The 16,449-nt window shown below is 68.6% G+C and carries 16 protein-coding genes, 1 tRNA gene and 1 pseudogene; 9 read left to right on the top strand and 9 right to left on the bottom strand.

Features of this window, described 5'->3' with window-relative positions; genetic code table 11:
* Window positions 1-185 precede the first annotated feature (185 nt).
* From ACIOKD_RS35855 to ACIOKD_RS35840, 4 genes are all read right to left on the bottom strand, one after another.
* The gene (locus ACIOKD_RS35855) at window positions 186-518 is read right to left on the bottom strand and encodes a hypothetical protein (RefSeq protein ID WP_402092166.1); all 333 of its coding nucleotides are present in this window, start codon (window positions 516-518) and stop codon (window positions 186-188) included.
* A 425-nt stretch (window positions 519-943) separates the two neighbouring features.
* Window positions 944-1,486, bottom strand: coding sequence for a WhiB family transcriptional regulator (locus ACIOKD_RS35850; RefSeq protein ID WP_402092165.1), 543 nt, complete (start codon window positions 1,484-1,486; stop codon window positions 944-946).
* 4 nt (window positions 1,487-1,490) lie between these two features.
* Window positions 1,491-2,696 (bottom strand): BN159_2729 family protein, encoded by a 1,206-nt coding sequence (locus ACIOKD_RS35845; protein ID WP_402092163.1) that lies wholly within the window; start codon window positions 2,694-2,696, stop codon window positions 1,491-1,493.
* Window positions 2,693-3,343 (bottom strand): RNA polymerase sigma factor, encoded by a 651-nt coding sequence (locus ACIOKD_RS35840; protein WP_402092161.1) that lies wholly within the window; start codon window positions 3,341-3,343, stop codon window positions 2,693-2,695. Before ACIOKD_RS35840 ends, ACIOKD_RS35845 begins: the two co-directional genes overlap by 4 nt.
* 687 nt (window positions 3,344-4,030) lie before the next feature.
* On the opposite strand from ACIOKD_RS35840, the gene ACIOKD_RS35835 reads away from it, so the two are divergent.
* Together ACIOKD_RS35835 and ACIOKD_RS35830 are read left to right on the top strand one after the other, a co-directional pair.
* Window positions 4,031-4,474, top strand: coding sequence for a helix-turn-helix domain-containing protein (locus ACIOKD_RS35835; RefSeq protein ID WP_402092160.1), 444 nt, complete (start codon window positions 4,031-4,033; stop codon window positions 4,472-4,474).
* A 219-nt stretch (window positions 4,475-4,693) separates the two neighbouring features.
* Window positions 4,694-4,930: a hypothetical protein gene (locus tag ACIOKD_RS35830; RefSeq protein ID WP_402092159.1), complete on the top strand. Its 237-nt coding sequence runs from the start codon at window positions 4,694-4,696 to the stop codon at window positions 4,928-4,930.
* 550 nt (window positions 4,931-5,480) lie between these two features.
* Here the strand turns inward: ACIOKD_RS35830 and ACIOKD_RS35825 are convergent.
* Window positions 5,481-5,756, bottom strand: a pseudogene (locus ACIOKD_RS35825) (DUF6344 domain-containing protein); the annotation flags it as partial.
* Between the two features lie 339 nt (window positions 5,757-6,095).
* On the opposite strand from ACIOKD_RS35825, the gene ACIOKD_RS35820 reads away from it, so the two are divergent.
* Both ACIOKD_RS35820 and ACIOKD_RS35815 read left to right on the top strand, forming a co-directional pair.
* Window positions 6,096-6,224, top strand: coding sequence for a DLW-39 family protein (locus tag ACIOKD_RS35820; RefSeq protein WP_003999697.1), 129 nt, complete (start codon window positions 6,096-6,098; stop codon window positions 6,222-6,224).
* A 239-nt stretch (window positions 6,225-6,463) separates the two neighbouring features.
* Entirely contained in the window at window positions 6,464-7,894 is a 1,431-nt protein-coding gene (locus tag ACIOKD_RS35815) for a hypothetical protein (RefSeq protein WP_402092158.1), read from the top strand.
* A gap of 45 nt (window positions 7,895-7,939) precedes the next feature.
* Here ACIOKD_RS35815 and ACIOKD_RS35810 read toward each other — a convergent pair whose 3' ends face one another.
* The gene (locus tag ACIOKD_RS35810) at window positions 7,940-9,640 is read right to left on the bottom strand and encodes a serine/threonine-protein kinase (protein WP_402092156.1); all 1,701 of its coding nucleotides are present in this window, start codon (window positions 9,638-9,640) and stop codon (window positions 7,940-7,942) included.
* A 93-nt stretch (window positions 9,641-9,733) separates the two neighbouring features.
* Window positions 9,734-10,285 carry a helix-turn-helix domain-containing protein gene (locus tag ACIOKD_RS35805; protein ID WP_402092154.1) on the bottom strand — a complete coding sequence of 184 codons (552 nt, stop codon included), beginning with the start codon at window positions 10,283-10,285 and terminating at the stop codon, window positions 9,734-9,736.
* 183 nt (window positions 10,286-10,468) lie between these two features.
* On the opposite strand from ACIOKD_RS35805, the gene ACIOKD_RS35800 reads away from it, so the two are divergent.
* Window positions 10,469-10,541, top strand: a tRNA-Ala gene (locus tag ACIOKD_RS35800).
* A 791-nt stretch (window positions 10,542-11,332) separates the two neighbouring features.
* Here ACIOKD_RS35800 and ACIOKD_RS35795 read toward each other — a convergent pair.
* Window positions 11,333-12,046, bottom strand: coding sequence for a DUF5324 family protein (locus ACIOKD_RS35795; protein WP_402092152.1), 714 nt, complete (start codon window positions 12,044-12,046; stop codon window positions 11,333-11,335).
* Between the two features lie 338 nt (window positions 12,047-12,384).
* Between ACIOKD_RS35795 and ACIOKD_RS35790 the strand changes: the two genes are divergently transcribed.
* Together ACIOKD_RS35790 and ACIOKD_RS35785 are read left to right on the top strand one after the other, a co-directional pair.
* Entirely contained in the window at window positions 12,385-12,912 is a 528-nt protein-coding gene (locus ACIOKD_RS35790) for a peptidylprolyl isomerase (protein WP_402092151.1), read from the top strand.
* Between the two features lie 150 nt (window positions 12,913-13,062).
* On the top strand, window positions 13,063-13,959 hold the full coding sequence (locus ACIOKD_RS35785) for a rhomboid family intramembrane serine protease (RefSeq protein ID WP_402092150.1): 897 nt from the start codon (window positions 13,063-13,065) through the stop codon (window positions 13,957-13,959).
* A gap of 302 nt (window positions 13,960-14,261) precedes the next feature.
* Here the strand turns inward: ACIOKD_RS35785 and crgA are convergent, their stop codons facing one another.
* A complete protein-coding gene (gene crgA, locus ACIOKD_RS35780; RefSeq protein ID WP_055517312.1) occupies window positions 14,262-14,516 on the bottom strand; it encodes a cell division protein CrgA in 255 nt (84 codons plus the stop codon).
* A gap of 325 nt (window positions 14,517-14,841) precedes the next feature.
* Here crgA and ACIOKD_RS35775 point away from each other — a divergent pair, with 325 nt between their 5' ends.
* A complete protein-coding gene (locus tag ACIOKD_RS35775; protein WP_402092149.1) occupies window positions 14,842-15,621 on the top strand; it encodes a DUF881 domain-containing protein in 780 nt (259 codons plus the stop codon).
* A 104-nt stretch (window positions 15,622-15,725) separates the two neighbouring features.
* Window positions 15,726-16,427: a class E sortase gene (locus tag ACIOKD_RS35770; protein ID WP_402092148.1), complete on the top strand. Its 702-nt coding sequence runs from the start codon at window positions 15,726-15,728 to the stop codon at window positions 16,425-16,427.
* Window positions 16,428-16,449: the final 22 nt, after the last annotated feature.

The following is a 16,449-nucleotide window of genomic DNA, read 5'->3' as shown; positions in this document are numbered from 1 at the left end:
TGAGAGCGCGTCCGCCCGGGGTGGCCAAGGACTTCCGCGTACCCACTGCTGACCGGCAGTCAGGGAACGCGCGGCGCCCCCCTGCTGCGATGTGCAGGGGGGCGCTCACAGTCCGGTCGACGTGCCTCCCGAGCTTGTCGGCCGGAGTCCGGGGGGTAGGGGCGGAGCGAGGGGCCTGATCCAGGTCAGTCGCTGCCTCGGAGTTCCTCGACGACCCGGGTCAGGTCGTCCTCCAGCGCCAGCATGCGTGTGTGGCGGTGGATATGGGCGTACTGCGCTTCTACCTCCTGGGCGTCCCTCCACGCGCGCGTGTCGGCGTCCCCGGCCCGGCGCACGTGCTGGAAGAGCGGGGCCTCCCGGGGTGCCAGGGTCCAGGAAAGTGGCCGGCCCCCGGCGACGAGGCGCAGGACGTGACGGCCGCCTGACGTGCCGTCGGGTGTCGGTGCCTGCGACACGACGGCGGACGCCGGGTGCAGTGCGGCAAGCCAGGAGAGGAGATACGCCCGCTCGCGCGCCACGACGTCGCGCTGGCGTGCGTACGCGTCGGCGTGCCGCTTCCAACGGGCCGTCTGAGCCCTGGACGTGCTCAGGTCGTTCCCGAGGCGCTGGAGGCGGTCTGCCCACCGGTCTGCCGTGTCGGGGGCCGTGTCGGGGGCCGCGGCGGGGGCTGCGACGGGAGTCCGCAGGAGGCTGTCGAAGAACCTGCGTGGGCTGCGTGGCCGACGTAACCGGCCTGCGGACGCGTGGGATCCGCGTCGGCCGAGCCGCTTCGGGCGGGGCTCGGGCCCAGCCGGGAGGGGCGGCAGCGGCGGGGACGGGGGGAACGGTGGGGGCAGCGGGGGCGGCGAGAGGGACATGAGTACTCCGGGGCAAGGGGGCTGAGGGAGGGGTGTGAGGTCGCCCGGGGGATTCGTGCGGGCAGTGGGAAGGCCGGGGCGGGGGCCTATCCGGTCGGGCGGAGGCGGGTGGTGCCCGTTCGCCGGTACTGGCTGGCGCCCTGGGCGTTGGCGGCCCGGCAGGCGTCGTCCACGGGCTCACCCCTGCGTACGTGCCGCTGGTACGCGGAGCGCGTGCCGCAGGGCGCCGGTTCGCTGCGGAGCAGGGGAGTTCCGGGCGTGGGCGGTGACTCGGGCGGGAGTACGGGACCCCGCTTGAGCCGCTTCTCCAGCGCGTGGCGCTGAGGACCGGTCAGGCCCGCGACGATTCCCCCTCGATCACACTTCGGCAGACCGGCCTCGCGTCGCATGACGGCCGCCCGGCACTCCTCAAGGACCTCGCAGGAATGACACAGGGCTCTTGCTATCGCACGGGTTCTGCCGGAGAACCACAGCTCGGGGTCCTCGTTCCGGCACAGGGCACTCAACTCCCACGCCCTGCTGCGGCTGTCGCGCCCGTTCTGGTTCCGGTCATGCTCCAGGTGGCGGTCCTGGCCGTGGGCAGGGGCCGGGGCGGGGGCGGTGGCGCCTCCGGTGATCGGCGTTCTCACTCGATCACTTCTCGTCCCGTGCCGCGGCCCGGTCAGTGGCCCGGTCAGTGGCCCGGTCCGCAGCGCGGTCCGTGGCCTCCCAGGTGTCCGGTCCTGTGCGTACGAGTCCAACGCGCCGGGTGTTCGGTACGGGTGGCCCGCTCGCCGCGTACGACAGGACCGCCGAGGAGGGGAGGGCGGGCACGGACGCCAGGGCGGGGGCGGGCCTCGGCCTCGGCCTCGACGGCGTCGGCGTCGGCATTGGTGCCGGTACCGGGGCCGAGGTGGGTGCCGGGGCCGGTGTCGGTGTCCGAACGACCGTGAGGCGGGCCGCGGGGAGCTGGACGGCCTGGGACCGGCGCGCCTTGGGCAGCGACGGAGTACCCGCCGAGGCGTCCGGCCGGGCTGTCACAGCCGTGTCGGGCGCTGCCGAGGGAGTTTCTGGCTCCAGTGCCACCAAGGGCCCCATCAGGGACGTCACATTGGCGAGCGTGCACCGCTCGGAACGGCCGTCCAGAGACAGCAGAGGCATGCCGCCCGGCGTCCGTCCGCCGTGGAAGTACCAGACGTCCCCGTGTACGTCCCGCTGCGGCAGCGCCAGGTTGTGAACGATCCCCCCGTACTCGTACTCGTACATCTGTGGGGCGGATTCGATCTGCCTGGCGTGTTCGTGTTCGTGACCAGGGCCAGGGCCAGGGCCAGAGCCAGGAACAGTGCTCGCGGGAGCAGGGACGGGCAGGGGCCGAGGCGTCTGCTGCAGCTTGTGCGCGAGCACCGACACGCGAATGCCGGCATGACGGCTCTCGCCGACGACCGCGTGCCCCAGGGGCGCCTCCGCGTCGCGTCTGATGCCGAAGTGCGCGCGCCACCGCCGCCACTGCTCCTGGTCGGGGACGCGGAGTTCGACGTGTACGCAGTCCCCGTCGGCCCGGATGCTGTCGACATCCGGGTGCCCGCCGATGTGCTGTTCGATGGTGGCCGCGACCAGCCTGGCCCGCTCGCACGAGTGGTCCCAGGCGAAAGCCTGCTGCTCCAGTTCCGTCAGCTGCCCGGGTACCCGGGCCCAGGTGCCGCTCGGCGTGCGGTGCAGGACGAGTCCGAACGTCCGCTCAGGATCCACCAGCAGGCGGGCCACATCGAGGGCGTGGGCGACGGCCCTGGCCTGGTTCGAGGTGCTCACGGAGAGCGCCGTACGGATCACGCGCTCTGCGTGGGGCAGGTTCCTGTTCATGCCGCGGCCTCCCTCTCCGACGCCGCACGCAGTTTCTGCCTGGCCCGGAAGGTGAGTGCCTTGACCGCGCCGACGGTACGTCCCATGGCGCAGGCGGTCTCCTCGGGCGACATCTCGCCGATGAACCGCAGTTCCATGCACTGTCGCTGATGGCTGTTCAGCGTGTGCAGGGCGTTCCAGACGGCTTCGTGGGTCTCGATCGTCTCCAGCGTGTGCAGCGCGCCGGACTCGGCGCTGCGGTCGTGCGTATCGCTGTCCCCTACTTCGGAGACCAGGGTTTCCAGCCGGGAGCGCTTGGTCCTCACCTCATCCAGGTGCAGGTTTCTGGCGATGGTGAGCAGCCACGCCGTGAAGGCCGCGCCCTGCCAGGTGAAGCTCTCGATGTGGCGCAGCGCCTTGATGAAGACCTCCTGGGTGAGGTCCTCGGCCAGATGTCGGTTCCGGGTGCGGAAGAGGAGGTACCGGTACACGAAACGCTGGTGATCGACGTAGAGAGCCGCGAATGCCTCGCGGTCGCCGGCCCGGGCCCTGTCGACCATGTCGGCTCCGGCCTCGGCGACCTTCTCGACCACGTCGACCTCGGCGACCTTCTCGACCACGTCGACTTCGGTGACCTTGGTGATCACGTTGTTTCCGCCGGTCGTCAAGGCCGTCTGCCGACACGGTCTGGTCTCTCGTCTGATCTGTGCGGACACGGGCTGGGTGCTCCTTCTGCGCGAGTGTTTGTGGGTTTCGTCTTGGGGTCCTGGGAGGGTCCTGGGACGTGCTCGGAACGGGGACTCTGCCGGGGCCCGGGGTGTTCGTCGGCTGCGATACTCAATATTCATGTAGATGTAGATTCCCTGCGGGGTGCGGGGTGCGGGGTGCGGGGTGCGGGGTGCGGGGTGCGGGGTGCGGGGGTGCGGGGGTGCGGGGGTGCAGGGGCGTGGGGTGTGAGTCGAGAGGCGGGCTGATGGTGGTCAGCGGTGGCCGCGGGTTGCAGGGGGGGGCGAGGGGGGCGGGTGTGCCGTGGTCGATCCGCTGGTGGTTGATTCGCCTGTCTCGCACGTGGATGTTCCGCCGTGCGGGCGATGCGGGGCTACCAGGAGATCGCTCAAGCGATGTGATCTACACTATTCATGTAGATGTAGATACGTCAAGCGCGACAGCTGGCGGTAGTGCTCGGCAGACTCTGGCAGACGGCGGTAGTCATGCGACTGAAGGTGTGAAGGTGTGGGGACGCGGGCGTGTCGTAGCACTTGGGTGCGACATGATGCTCTCTGTTTACGTAAACTCAACCGATCGATCTGCGATCTACTTGCACTTGTAGATGCTAATGGTCGATGCTTGAGCTTGTGACCAGGAACTTTCAGCTGAATGGGGCGTCCGCCGTGGACGAGCCGGACCTGGATCAAGACCAGGACTTCGTCGTCGAGGGCGAGGATCTGCCCGTGCTGCTTGAGCGTCTTCTCGGAGAGTCGCAGGGCAGGACCCAGAAGGACCTGGCCGCGGAGGCCGGTATCTCCTATCCGACGCTCAACGCCTGGATGAACCGGACGCGTGGGACGTCCCGTATCGATCCGGAGCGGTTGCGTGCGATGGTCGAGGTGTTCCGTCGCTGGGGCGTGAGAACCACGCCGCGGGAGTTCTTCGCCTCCGTCGGTCGGCCGGTGCCCGGACCCAGCGGGGACGAACGTGAGGCGCAACTGCTCAAGCTGTACCGGCAGTTGCCCGAATCAAGGCAGCGTGCACTGGTCAAGAACGCCGAAGCGATGCTCCAGCTCAGTCGCACGATCTGACGGCCCGTACGTGGGCAGGTACTCCTGCCGAAGCGCGTGTCCTGCCGCCGAAGCGGCGGAGGGGCGTTTTCGGACTGGCAACTCTCCACGGAATATCCCAACAGCTTTTACCCAGAGAACACGTGCGGGTACGATCGGTAGGCCGCTGGCCTCCCGGAGCGGGATATCTGCATGCCCTCATGCATCCCTGGGGAGATACCTGTGTGCATCGTGATTTCTGTGGTGGACGACCTACCGAAGATCGCCATCTGGGACCCTGACGAAGTAAGCATCCTGGTGGCGCGCGGTACGGCTACCGGTGAGTTAATGCGCGAGGTCGCGGCGATTCTGACGATCGACCTCGGTGCGCCGGCCTCGGTGGGCGACCGTTTCGTCTGCTTCTGCGGTGCTCTGGTGGAGTTGCCGGATGAACTGACAGCCCTGGTCGCCGTCAACTCGTCCTGGGAGCCCGTCTGACCGGAATTCGTCCATCTCTCCTGGGCCCGGCGCGGGGTGCCTGCGACTCGGCCGGCGAAACGGTCGGCTGAAGTCGGTGGCATATGCCTTTGGCGATGCTGGGGGTACGAGGTCATCCCCGATTCGCCGAGCCGACGGCCGCCAGGACGGGAGCGGGAGCCGGCGCCGGGAGCTGGACCGGTGCCGAGGACTGCGAGGGGAGCATGACGGCACCGATGGGCGCGGCATCCGTGGCGGGTGCTGCCGGGCCTGTCTGACCTGTCGCTGTTGCCGCTGTTGCCGCTGTTGCCGCTGTTGCCGGTGGCGTCGGCGTTGCTGCCCGCACGGCCTGTACAGCGGGTACGTCGACGGCGCCGGTCGTCATGTGGGTGGTGCCGCAAGGACGGGTGGGTGCCGCGACGGCACCCCTCGTGACAGGTTCCCTCACGCCGAAGTCCGTCGTATCGACGGCAGTAGGTACTGCGGCGCTCATGGCGGCGACGGCCGCCGACGCCTCGGCGCTGTCCCGTGTGCCGGTGGCGGCCGTGTCCATGGAATCCGTGTCCATGGCATCCGTCGGCGGACGGTGCCGGCAGGACGGTGAGGAGCCGTGCGCCTCCGCGTGGATGCGCTGTTTCATCGTGGGTGGCAGGGAACTCGCCCGTGGGCTGCCCCAGATGGGCTCCGCCTGCGCAGTCGCGTCCTTCGGGGCGTCGGTGTTGCGCGCTGCCTCCGTCGCGGGTACGGCGGCGACGGCGGTCGTCGTGATCAGTCCGAGTGACGTGCACAGCGCGAGGAAGGCGGTGACGACCGCGGTCCACAGGTTCATGACCGTGTTGCGAGTCATGGTCCCTCTCCTTTCGGGTGGGTGGATTTGCATACTTTCCTCATGATGTGTATGTCGGTTGCGAAGTGACGGACCGACGCCCGTGGCGCGGCGATCTTCTGATGAACACCACTCGGATGGGCCCAATGCTCATTAAATGAGCGGAAGCGTGAGGAAAGCGGGGCGAAATCACCCTCGGTGAGAAAGTGATCACCCTCTGATCGGGTCGGACCGACCCGGTCCTACTGCGCTGCCCCGACGGGCAGTTGAGGCCCCGACGCAGGTCACCGATCGGTATCGGCCGGTGTGTATAGTCGGGCGCCAGAAGTCCCCAACGCCTAAGAAAGACGAGGTCTCGCGGTGAAGAAGCTTCTCCTGGTCGCACTGGCCGCCATCGGCGGGCTCCTCGTGTACCGCCAGATCCAGGCGGATCGCGCCGAGCAGGACCTGTGGACGGAGGCGACCGACTCCGTGCCCACGGGTTCGTGAGTGTCGACGACAGTCTCAGTACAAACCCCGGCCGCCTCGCTGCGGCCGGGGTTTTGTGTTGCCCGGGCGGGCAGGTGGCGCAGGAAGCGCTTGTGTCACCGAAGAGGGGGCGGCGAAGCACTCCGAGGGGCAGGATGGTCGAGGCTTCGCGGGCGTTCGGGACAGTGTCGGAACAGCGACGGCGCCGACCCGCGGGAGCCCTTTGAGTGAGGGTCCGGGTTACGGCGAGGGGGCGCGTGATGGGGCGGCGCACGGGATGGTGGCGCGGCCGTATGGTCCTGGCCGGGGCGGCGGCGCTGCTCTCGGTCGCGGCACCGTTGGGCCAGGTGACAACGGCGACCGCGGCAGAGGCTCCCCCTCCGTACCGCTTCGCCGTCGGCGCCGAGCGGATCGAGGGCGCGACGAAGACCACCGACGCTGTGCGTCTGACACCGGGCACGTACTACCGGAGCACCATCCGCGACAACGGAAAGCTCTACTACGGGCTGCGGCTCGACGAGGGCTCCAGCGCGTCCGGTGCGTACGTGTCGGCCACGGCCGTACCCAAGCCGGGCACGAAGGTCGTGTACTCGGACGGCATCAAGGTGTCCCTCCAGGACCCCGACGGACACAGGTGCTTCTCCGGCGATGCCGGCGTCGCCCGTTTCGGGCCCACCGAGAGCCCGCGCCCGATCACTGCCTGGGCATCGCGAAGGGCCGGCCCCGGCGCGTACACCTGTAAAGGGGCAGGTACGTACTCGGTGCTCGTCGAGCGTACGAGCGGGCCCGGCACCTCGCTGGACGACTGGGAGCTGGAACTCAGGTACGTCTCGGAGCCCGCTCTGGAGAAAACCGCTGCGACGGCCGCCCCGCAGGTGTGGGACTCCGCCTCCCCCCAGGTGCTCGAAGGCTCCGCCCGGACCCGTGAGGGCGGTGCGAGCTTCAGTGGGGCCCGCTCGCTGGAGCAGGGCGTCTGGAAGGACGGGATCCAGGCCGGGCAGACGCTCTTCTACCGCGTTCCCGTCGACTGGGGACAGCAGATGGACGCCACCGTCGAACTGGGCCCGGCGAGCGGCGACGGCTATCTGGGGAACGCGCTCGTCATGTCCCTCCACAACCCCGTGCGCGCCCTGGTGGACGACGCCGACACCGGATACGACGGCTCGCGGAAGCAGACCGCGCTGGAACCGCTGCCTCCGGTCGCGTACGAGAACCGGTTCGCCGTCGACGACCAGGTCGGCGGTATGCGGTTCGCCGGCTGGTACTACCTCGTCGTGCATCTCGCGGCGGAGATGTCGGACAAGTTCGGCGACGGACCGTTCGAGCTCACGCTGCGCGTGCGGGTGAGGGGCACGGCCGGGGAGGCACCGGCCTACAGCGGTGCCGCCGTGCCGCGTGACGCCTTCGAGGTCACCACGGAGGACAGGGACGCCGCGGCGAGCGGCAGCGCGGCGACCGGTGGAGACGGCGGTGACGGCGGTGACGGCGGTGACGGTGGTTCTTCGGGCGAGAACAACGCGATGAGGGCGGTGGCCGTGGGCGGCATCGGTACGGGCTGCGCGCTGGTGCTGGGGCTCGCGATGTGGACGGTGGTCGCCCGGCGGCGGGCGGGGGCGGAGACGGCCGAGGGTGCCGTGCCCGTTCCCGGCGGCGGAGCTTCGCGGACGTACGGGCGGTCCCGGGCCCGGTAGTTCGACGGTTCTGCCAACCGGTGGTCCAGGGAGTCCGGGCCCGGTTCAGATCCGCGCCAGTGCCCAGAATCCGACGGCGAAGCAGATCAGCGCGAGCAGGAGCACCGGAACCGTCACCGCCATGGGCGGTCCGGACCGCCGCCGTGACCGTCCGGCGCGGTGCCGTGCGACCGGCTGCGGCTGAGGCGGAACCCGAACACCTTGAGCGGTGTATGAAGCAGTGGAGGCGGTCTCACGCGGCTGTGACTGCGGCAGGGGCAGGGGCAGGGGCAGAGGTAGCGACAGGGGCATGGATTGGGGCAGTGGCAGCGGCAGCGGCAGTGCCGGTGGGGGCGATTGCGGCTGTGGTTGCGGTTGTGGCGCAGGCGCAGGGGCGGGAGCCGCTGGGTACGGGGCCTGGGGGGAGGGCACGTGTGTGGGTTCGTACGACGACTGCGACGGGGAGTAGGCGGGATCTGGCAGCTCGTACGGGGCGGGGGGAGCAGGGGACTGCTTTTCTTGCAGCGGGGGCGGCAGGTGGAAGCTGCCGGTGTCCGACGGGGAGGGGGGCTGCGGGGGGACGGGATCGATGGTCGGCTGGGGCGGGATGCCACCGGTCCACCGCCCAGAAGGGGAAGCGGAAGGGGAAGCGGAAGGGGAAGCGGAAGGGGCGGGGGAGGGGCCGGCCGCTGGGGGACTACCCGCTGGGGAAGGGGCTCCCGTATCGGCCCCCGGCGAAGCCGGGTCCGACGCCGGGCCCGTCCGCCGGCCCTGTCCTGGTCCTGATCCTGGTCCCGGCCCTGGCCCTTGTGTCTGTTCGGAGGCCGTCGCCCGGGGTGCCGTGGTAGCCGTAGTGGCCGTAGTTGCCGTGACAGCCGTCCTGGTCGTGAAAGGGCCTGCGGGGCCGAATCCCGCCGGAAGCGGGCCGAGCTGGTCGAATATCTCGATCAGCTCGTCGTCGGGGCCCGGCTCCGGGAGGAGCTCCCTGGCCGCGACGAGCGCCTTGCGTGCTCCGTTGGCCGTGCGGAACCTGGCGTGCGGGTCCGGTTCGAGCAGAGACGCCACGACCTGCCACAGAGGCTCGGGAACCCCCGTCGGGGCGCCCGGCGTGCCGTGAGCCTCGAAGTGCTCCACCAGCGCCTTGGCGTCGGGTTTGGCCCCCTCCAGGAGAAAGAGAGCCACCAGACCCACGGCGAAGAGGTCGGCCGGGAAGTCCGGGTCGGCGCCGAGCAGTTGCTCGGGCGCGAAGTAACCAGGCGTCCCCACCACATAGTTGGTCTCGGTGAGTCGCGGCTCACCGAGACGCATCGAGATGCCGAAGTCGGACAGCCGCAGCCGCGGACGGGCCGTTCCGGTCGACTCCAGCAGGATGTTGGCGGGCTTGATGTCACGGTGCACGATCCCCTCCGCGTGCACCGCGGCGAGCCCCGCCAGCAGCTGGTCGAGCAGGGTGCAGACGAAGGGCGGTGGCAGCGGGCCGTAGTCCCCGATCAGATGGACCAGGGATCCACCACCGACGAGGTCCATGGTGAACAGGACCTTGTCGTCGTCGGCCGCCCAGCTGGCGGGAGCGAGCACATGAGGGTGGTCGATCCGCACCGCCTGCTCGCGCACGAACCGCAGCAGCGAGTGGGCGTCGCTCTGCTGGAGCACCTTGGCGGCCACATACCGGCGCCGTCGGTGGTCCCAGGCGCGCCAGACGGCACCGACTCCCCCGCGTCCGATCGGGTCGACCAGTTCGTACCGGCCGGCGAAGACCTCACCCATGGTCGTGCGTCGCTCCCCCTCCGGCGGTCGGTACTGCGGCGGCCTCTTTCCGAGGTGCCCGGCTGCCTGGCTTCCGGCTGCCGGGCGCTGTACTCAGTTCTGGTGGGACTGGTAGTGGGCGACCGCGTCGGAAGTGCGGCCGGCTCCGTACACCCGGAGGAACTCTGCCAGTTCCGGGTGGGTCGGGGCGAGGGTGTCCGCCGCGTCGATGATGTCCCCGGCCGCGGACACCGAGCGGAGCAGTGACTGGATCTCGCGCACCACGCGCTTCACCGTGGGCGCACCGCCCGAAGTGGTCGTCGACTGCGTGGTGTTGCTGAGCACCGAGCCCCCCTGGGACTTCTTGATCTCTTCCATTCGTTCGGTGGCTTCGGCGGCACTGACACTGCCGTCCGCTACCTGACCTGCGAGATCCTGCAGCAGCTGTACGCGCTGGACCACCGCGGGATTGCCGATCTTGGCGCGCTGGCCGCTCATCAACTGAGACAGCATGGGCGCGGAAAGACCGAGCACCCCCGCCAGACGGGCCTGGTTGAGACCCAGGTCGTCTATGAGCCTACGGAAGAGCGCCCCCAGCGGCTCCCCGTACCAGTTCCGCTGCAGCTCCCGGGCTCTCGCGGTTGCTTCCTGCTGTGCGGCGTCCATGCGCGTCTCCCCATCGCTTCCCCAAGTACCGTGGTTCGCTGTCGCGAACCACGTCGAGCATCTTACGGAGAGTGGTCGCGCACGGGGACCCCCAATCTTTTTGCGGGATACCCGGGGTGACCCGGTACTCTGGTCTGCGGTGGCGGTCCGGAGGGAGATCTTTCCGGTGCTCGCCTCCCTTTCGGGGCCTTAGCTCAGTTGGTAGAGCGCTGTCTTTGCATGGCAGATGTCAGGGGTTCGACTCCCCTAGGCTCCACGAGAAGAACCCCCTCAGACCTGTTTTACGCAGGTCGGAGGGGGTTTTCTCATGCGGCGGGGAGGGGAACCGGTGGAGTGCCGACCCTCTTGGGGGCCGTGGGAAACGGGCCGTCCTTCCGTCCGTGCTGCTGCCCGCGGTGCTGGGCGCATCGCCTGTGAAAGAAAGTTGATCTCACGCGGTTTCGCGGTGATCCCGATCCGCGGCGGCCTCTTCAACGGGTCCGGGGTGGGGGGGAATTGACCGTCCGTCGTGACGTGACGTGGCCTCATCAATCTTCAAGATGCACCTTTCCTGGGGCGCCCAGACTCCATTGGGTCATGTGCGGTGATGTGCGTCACAGGGTTTTCGTTGCGATCTTTGCAATTGTTTGCGCAAAGGAGCTCCCGGGGGGAGGGTGGTGTGATCGCCGCTCAGGGGGTTCGGGTGACGTGAGGGTGGCATGCAGGAGTCGTGAAGGCATGCGTGAGCTGCTGTGAACGAAGGTGCGTAACCAGAACGCTGCGCTCCGTTAGCCGGATCGGCGCGAATGTTGCACAGTCGGTCGGTTGCAAACGTCATCGCGGGTCAAGGACGTAAACGGCGCCCTCGCGTGACTGTCGGGCAGCTGTGGAGGCATCAGATGGGCATCGCGCACCTCGCCGGGTGGCACCTGTTTCACGTGAAACATGGCTGTAGGGCAGCAGACTTGAAGCCTCCTGCCCTACAGCTCTTCCTCATGTCCGATCTCGACATGTCCGATCTCGACATGCCCGGTGCCGGCGCCGCGCACGGCAGGCGTACCGGACGCGTCAGCCGCGCTCGGTGCGGTCCGCTGCCTCCGACTCGGCCTGCTTGGCCTGGACCTCGGGGTCGAGGTCTTCCTGGCCGCTGCCGTCGACCGAGGTCAGACGCCCGGTCTCCGGGACCTCGGTGGCGGCGGGCGGTTCGACCAGCCAGTCCGGGTTGGCCTGCTTGTCCCACCACTTCCAGGCGGCGAAGGCGCCACCGGCCAGGAGGCCCAGAACGGCCAGCCTCTTGGCGAGCCGGCCGTTCCTGGCCCGCCGCTCGTGCTTGCGGACCAGCTTCTCGACCTCCTTGGCCGAGATCTGGCCGCGCAGAGCTGCCAGCGCCGCCGCGCTCCGGGACGCCGCCTCTTCACGGGCGGGGCCTGCCGCGGCCCTGGCCTGCTCGATCCGCGGGCGGGAGTAGTCCGCCGCCTGCCGAGCGGCCTTGCGTGTACGAAGGGCGGCCTCGTGCGCGGCGTGGTCGACCTTCGGCGGCACGTGTGTGCGTGCCTGCTCGATACGTGGTGCGAGATGGGCGGCGTACTGAGTGCGTGCCTGTTCGGCGGCTGTGACGGCGGTGGACGACACCTTGGGCGCGAGCTTCACACGGGCTTCATGCGCGTAGTGGGTGGCTCGGTCCTTTGTCGTGTCGGCGTAGGGCGCCACCACTTCCGCGGCGTGCCGCACGCTGTCCTTCGCCGACTCGGCTGCCGCGCGCACGCTGTCCTTGCGGGTCACGGGATCCTCCTCCTCGGTGGCGTACATGGGGGCTCGGGGGCCGTCCCCCGGAAAGTCACAGTTCGCCTTTCCACCCTTATCCGGATCATGCCTGCCGGAGCGCTTCGGGGCATGTGAGGACAGGCATCCGGGTCATGAATGGTGACTCCGGGTGTACTTGATGCAATAACAGATCAATATGGTGCAACAGGAGTCTGCGACGACAATGCCACGGATCCCCCATCCGCGCGCCTGTTTGGTGCGAAGCGGCTGAACCGGTGTGCACGGCGGTGACGGAAGACTGGTGGCGCGGTCCGTGCGAGGATCGGAGAGTCACAAAGGACAACGGAAGGCAGATCGTGGCCGAGCAGCTTTACGCCACCCTGAAGACCAATCACGGCGACATCGAAGTGCGGCTCCTGCCGAACCACGCGCCCAAGACGGTCCGGAACTTCGTGGAACTCGCCAAGGGCGAGCGTGAGTGGACCAACCCGGCCACGGGTGCGAAGACGACGGACAAGCTCTACGACGGCACGGCCTTCCACCGCGTGATCAGCGGCTTCATGATCCAGGGCGGCGACCCGCTGGGCAACGGCACCGGCGGCCCCGGCTACGAGTTCGAGGACGAGTTCCACCCGGATCTCGCCTTCGACAAGCCGTACCTGCTGGCCATGGCGAACGCCGGCCCGGGCACCAACGGCTCGCAGTTCTTCATCACCGTCTCCCCTACGGCGTGGCTGACCCGCAAGCACACCATCTTCGGTGAGGTCACCGAGGGAGCCAGCCAGAAGATCGTGGACGCCATCGTCTCGCTGCCGACCAACCCGCGCACCGACCGCCCTGTCAAGGACGTCGTCATCGAGTCGGTCGTCGTCGAGACCCGCTGACCCGACAGCCGCGGACTCCCCTGCCGGCGAGCCCTCTCGGGCCCGGTGCCGGAGGGCTCCCGCAGGGAACCAAACGCCCCGCCCGTCCGTAAGGATGAGCGGGGCGGTGCGTTGCGTCCCCAGTGCGTACAGAAGGATGAGGGGAACCCCATGGATCAGGCGCCAGGCAGCCCGCAGGGACCGCAGGGTGCCCCGAGCCTGCCCACCTGCTACCGGCATCCGGACCGGGAGACCGGCATCCGCTGCACCCGGTGCGAGCGCCCGATCTGTCCCGAGTGCATGATCAGTGCTTCGGTCGGCTTCCAGTGCCCCGAGTGCGTGCGGGAGGGTTCCGGCACCGGGCACGCGCCCGGGGCCTCGCAGCCCCGCACCCTCGCGGGCGGCACGGTCACCTCGGACCCCCGGCTCGTCACCAAGATCCTTGTCGGGCTCAATCTCGCCGTCTACCTGGTGCAGCTCTCCGTGGGCGACCGCTTCACCGACAGCTTCTACCTGATCGGCCGCGTGTTCGTGCCGGTCCTCGGAGACGTCGAGGGCGTCGCCGAGGGCCAGTGGTACCGGATGGTCACGGCGATGTTCCTGCACGGGAGCTATATCCACATCGCTTTCAACATGCTCAGCCTGTGGTGGATCGGCGGCCCCCTGGAGGCGGCCCTCGGCCGCGCCCGCTATCTCGCCCTGTACGCGGTCTCCGGCCTCGCGGGCAGCGCGCTCACGTATCTGATCGCCGAGCCGAATGCACCCTCGCTCGGTGCCTCGGGAGCGATCTTCGGTCTCTTCGGCGCGACCGCCATCCTGATGCGGCGGCTCAACTACGACATGCGCCCCGTCATCGCCCTGCTGGTGATCAACCTGATCTTCACCTTCGGGTGGAGCAACATCGCCTGGCAAGCCCACATCGGCGGCCTCGTCGGCGGTGTCCTCATCGGCTACGCGATGGTGCACGCGCCACGGGAGCGACGTGCGCTCATCCAGTACGGCGCCTGCGCGCTGGTGCTGCTCGCGGTTGTGGTCATGACACTCATCAGGACTGGTCAGCTCACCTGAGCGTCCACGTTGTCCACAGACCGTGGCGGATCTTGTGCATGCTGTTGGGGAACAAGTGTGCCCCCTGTCGCTGACCTGGGTTTCCCCAGGCAGGACAGGGGGCGAACACGTTTCCGGATCCCGGTAGGTCAGTCACATCGGCGTCAACATGACGGCAGTGCCAGGAGGGTTATCCACAGATCTTCTGACCTTTTCCCCACTGTGGACATCGCTGTGGATAACTCAGTGGACACCTTGGGCCAGGGATTGCGGACAAGGGCTTGCACGGAGTCCGTACAAGCCCTCGGCGCTCCGGGTGGGAGCTACTTCCACTGCGTGGAGACGCCGAATCCCGCCGCGATGAAACCGAAGCCGACCACGATGTTCCAGTTGCCCAGAGAGTCGATCGGCAGGGAGCCGTCCGTCACGTAGAAAACGACGATCCAGGCGAGGCCGATGAGGAACATGGCCAGCATGACCGGGGCGACCCAGGCACGGCTGTTCAGCTTGATGTTGGTCGCCTGCTTCGCCGGAGGCGGCGTGTAGTCGGCCTTCTTGCGGATACGTGACTTCGGCACGAGGGTCTCTCCTGTCGATGCGCTGCGTGGCCGCGCAGAGAACGTGGCTGCCGGGGCAGCGTACAAGGGGACTCCTAGGACCTGTCCGGTCGATCACGGCGAAGACGCGGTGTGTGATGCGCACATCTGCGGCGTTGTCGTCAGTTGCCGACGCTCCGCGTCGACGCCTTCCTCCGCCTTGCAGCTGCACGCATCACACGCCGCTCACCGGCGCTCACAAGGCACCGCAGCTTTCCTTCGCCGTGCTCGACCGGACGGGTCCTAGTGCTCCCCCGGGCGTCCGTTAGCGTAGTGCTTCCGCGGCGCCGAAGGAGATAAGGGTACGTTGAGCAATTCTGCCGACTCTCCCCAGTCGGGTTCCAGCCCTGACCGTATCCGGCGTTTTCGGCCGGTGCGGGTGCTGACGATGGCCGTCTTCGCGCTGGCCGGGCTGATCTTCTTCACCAGCTTCGACACGGCCAACGGCACCAACATCCGTACGGACGCCTCGCTGCTGAAGCTCTCCGACCTCATCCAGGAGCGCAGCCACAAGAACGGGCAGCTCGACGAGAGCAACGGTTCGCTGCGCGACGACGTCGAGACCCTCGCCGAGCGGGACAACGGCAGTACCGCGGCGGAGGCGGCCGAGCTCGCCGCCCTGGAGAAGCACGCGGGTACCCAGAAACTCAAGGGCAAGGCACTGACCGTCACTCTCAACGACGCGCCCCCGAACGCGACGGCCAAACTCCCCGGCTACCCCGAGCCGCAGCCCGACTACCTGGTCATCCACCAGCAGGACCTGCAGGCCGTGGTCAACGCCCTCTGGCAGGGCGGAGCCGAGGGCATCAAGGTCATGGACCAGCGGCTGATCTCCACCAGCGCCGTCCGCTGCGTCGGCAACACCCTGATCCTTCAGGGCCGCGTCTACTCGCCCCCGTACAAGATCCAGGCGGTCGGTGATCCGGAGAAGCTCCAGAAAGCCCTCTCGGCGTCCCCGGCGATCCAGAACTACATGGTGTACGTCAATGTCTACGGGCTCGGCTGGAAGGTCGAGGAGGACGGGACGCGCACCATGCCCGGCTACTCGGGCACGGTGGATCTCCACTACGCGAAGCCCGTGGAGTAGCGGAGCCGACTTCCCCGGAGTTCCCAAGAGCCTGTGCGGCGGAGGCCGTTGGGGTAGAAGGCTGTGGAGTACGGGAACAGCTGCCGCGGGGGGACCTTGTGTCGGTGCGAGTGGTCGTCAGGACGTTCAGCGAGCTGTGCATCACGGCCGGCACCGTGATCGTGCTCTTCGTGGTCTACGTGCTGTTCTGGACGGGCGTGAAGGCCGACACCGCGATGGACGACCAGATCGAGCAGCTGCAGGAACAGTGGGCCAGGAACTCCGCGACGGCCGAGCCCGGCACGTCGTCTGCCACGGGGAACCCGGGTACGGCTCCGGTGAAGCCCGCCGCGTACAGGGACGGCAGGCCCTTCGCTGTCATGTACATCCCGAAGCTTGGTTTCACGTGGAACAAGCCCGTACTCGAAGGCACGAGGACGAAGACCCTCAAGAAGGGCCTGGGCCACTACGCGAGCACCGCGCAGCTCGGCCAGCGGGGCAACTTCGCCGTCGCCGGCCACCGCCGGACGTACGGGGACCCGTTCAAGGACTTCCCCCGGCTGCGCCCGGGGGACCCGGTGGTGCTGACCGACGGCACGTCCTGGTTCACGTACCGCGTCGACACCAAGCCCTACCGGACGCTGCCGAGTGACACAGCGGTCATCGACCCCGTCCCGAAGAAGTCCGGGTACACGCGAGAGGGCCGTTATCTGACGCTGACCACGTGCGACCCCGAATGGGGCCACAGTCACCGCTTGATCGTCTGGGCGCACCTCGACGAAACCCAGCCCGTGGAGGCTGGGAAACCGGAGGCTCTACGCCGTTAGTCTGGGTGGGTACGGCGTGAGT

Origin of the sequence: Streptomyces sp. NPDC087844 (assembly GCF_044742785.1) — a bacterium.
GTDB lineage: Bacteria > Actinomycetota > Actinomycetes > Streptomycetales > Streptomycetaceae > Streptomyces.
The sequence above is the reverse complement of the archived record's forward strand: the minus strand, read 5'-3'. Positions and strand labels throughout refer to the sequence as shown.

Coding starts and splice junctions, on each gene's coding strand:
- ACIOKD_RS35845 (WP_402092163.1), bottom strand. CDS start 2,696: ATGAACAGGAACCTGCCCCACGCAGAGCGCGTGATCCGTACGGCGCTC.
- ACIOKD_RS35815 (WP_402092158.1), top strand. CDS start 6,464: ATGGGGCGGCGCACGGGATGGTGGCGCGGCCGTATGGTCCTGGCCGGG.
- ACIOKD_RS35810 (WP_402092156.1), bottom strand. CDS start 9,640: ATGGGTGAGGTCTTCGCCGGCCGGTACGAACTGGTCGACCCGATCGGA.
- ACIOKD_RS35805 (WP_402092154.1), bottom strand. CDS start 10,285: ATGGACGCCGCACAGCAGGAAGCAACCGCGAGAGCCCGGGAGCTGCAG.
- ACIOKD_RS35785 (WP_402092150.1), top strand. CDS start 13,063: ATGGATCAGGCGCCAGGCAGCCCGCAGGGACCGCAGGGTGCCCCGAGC.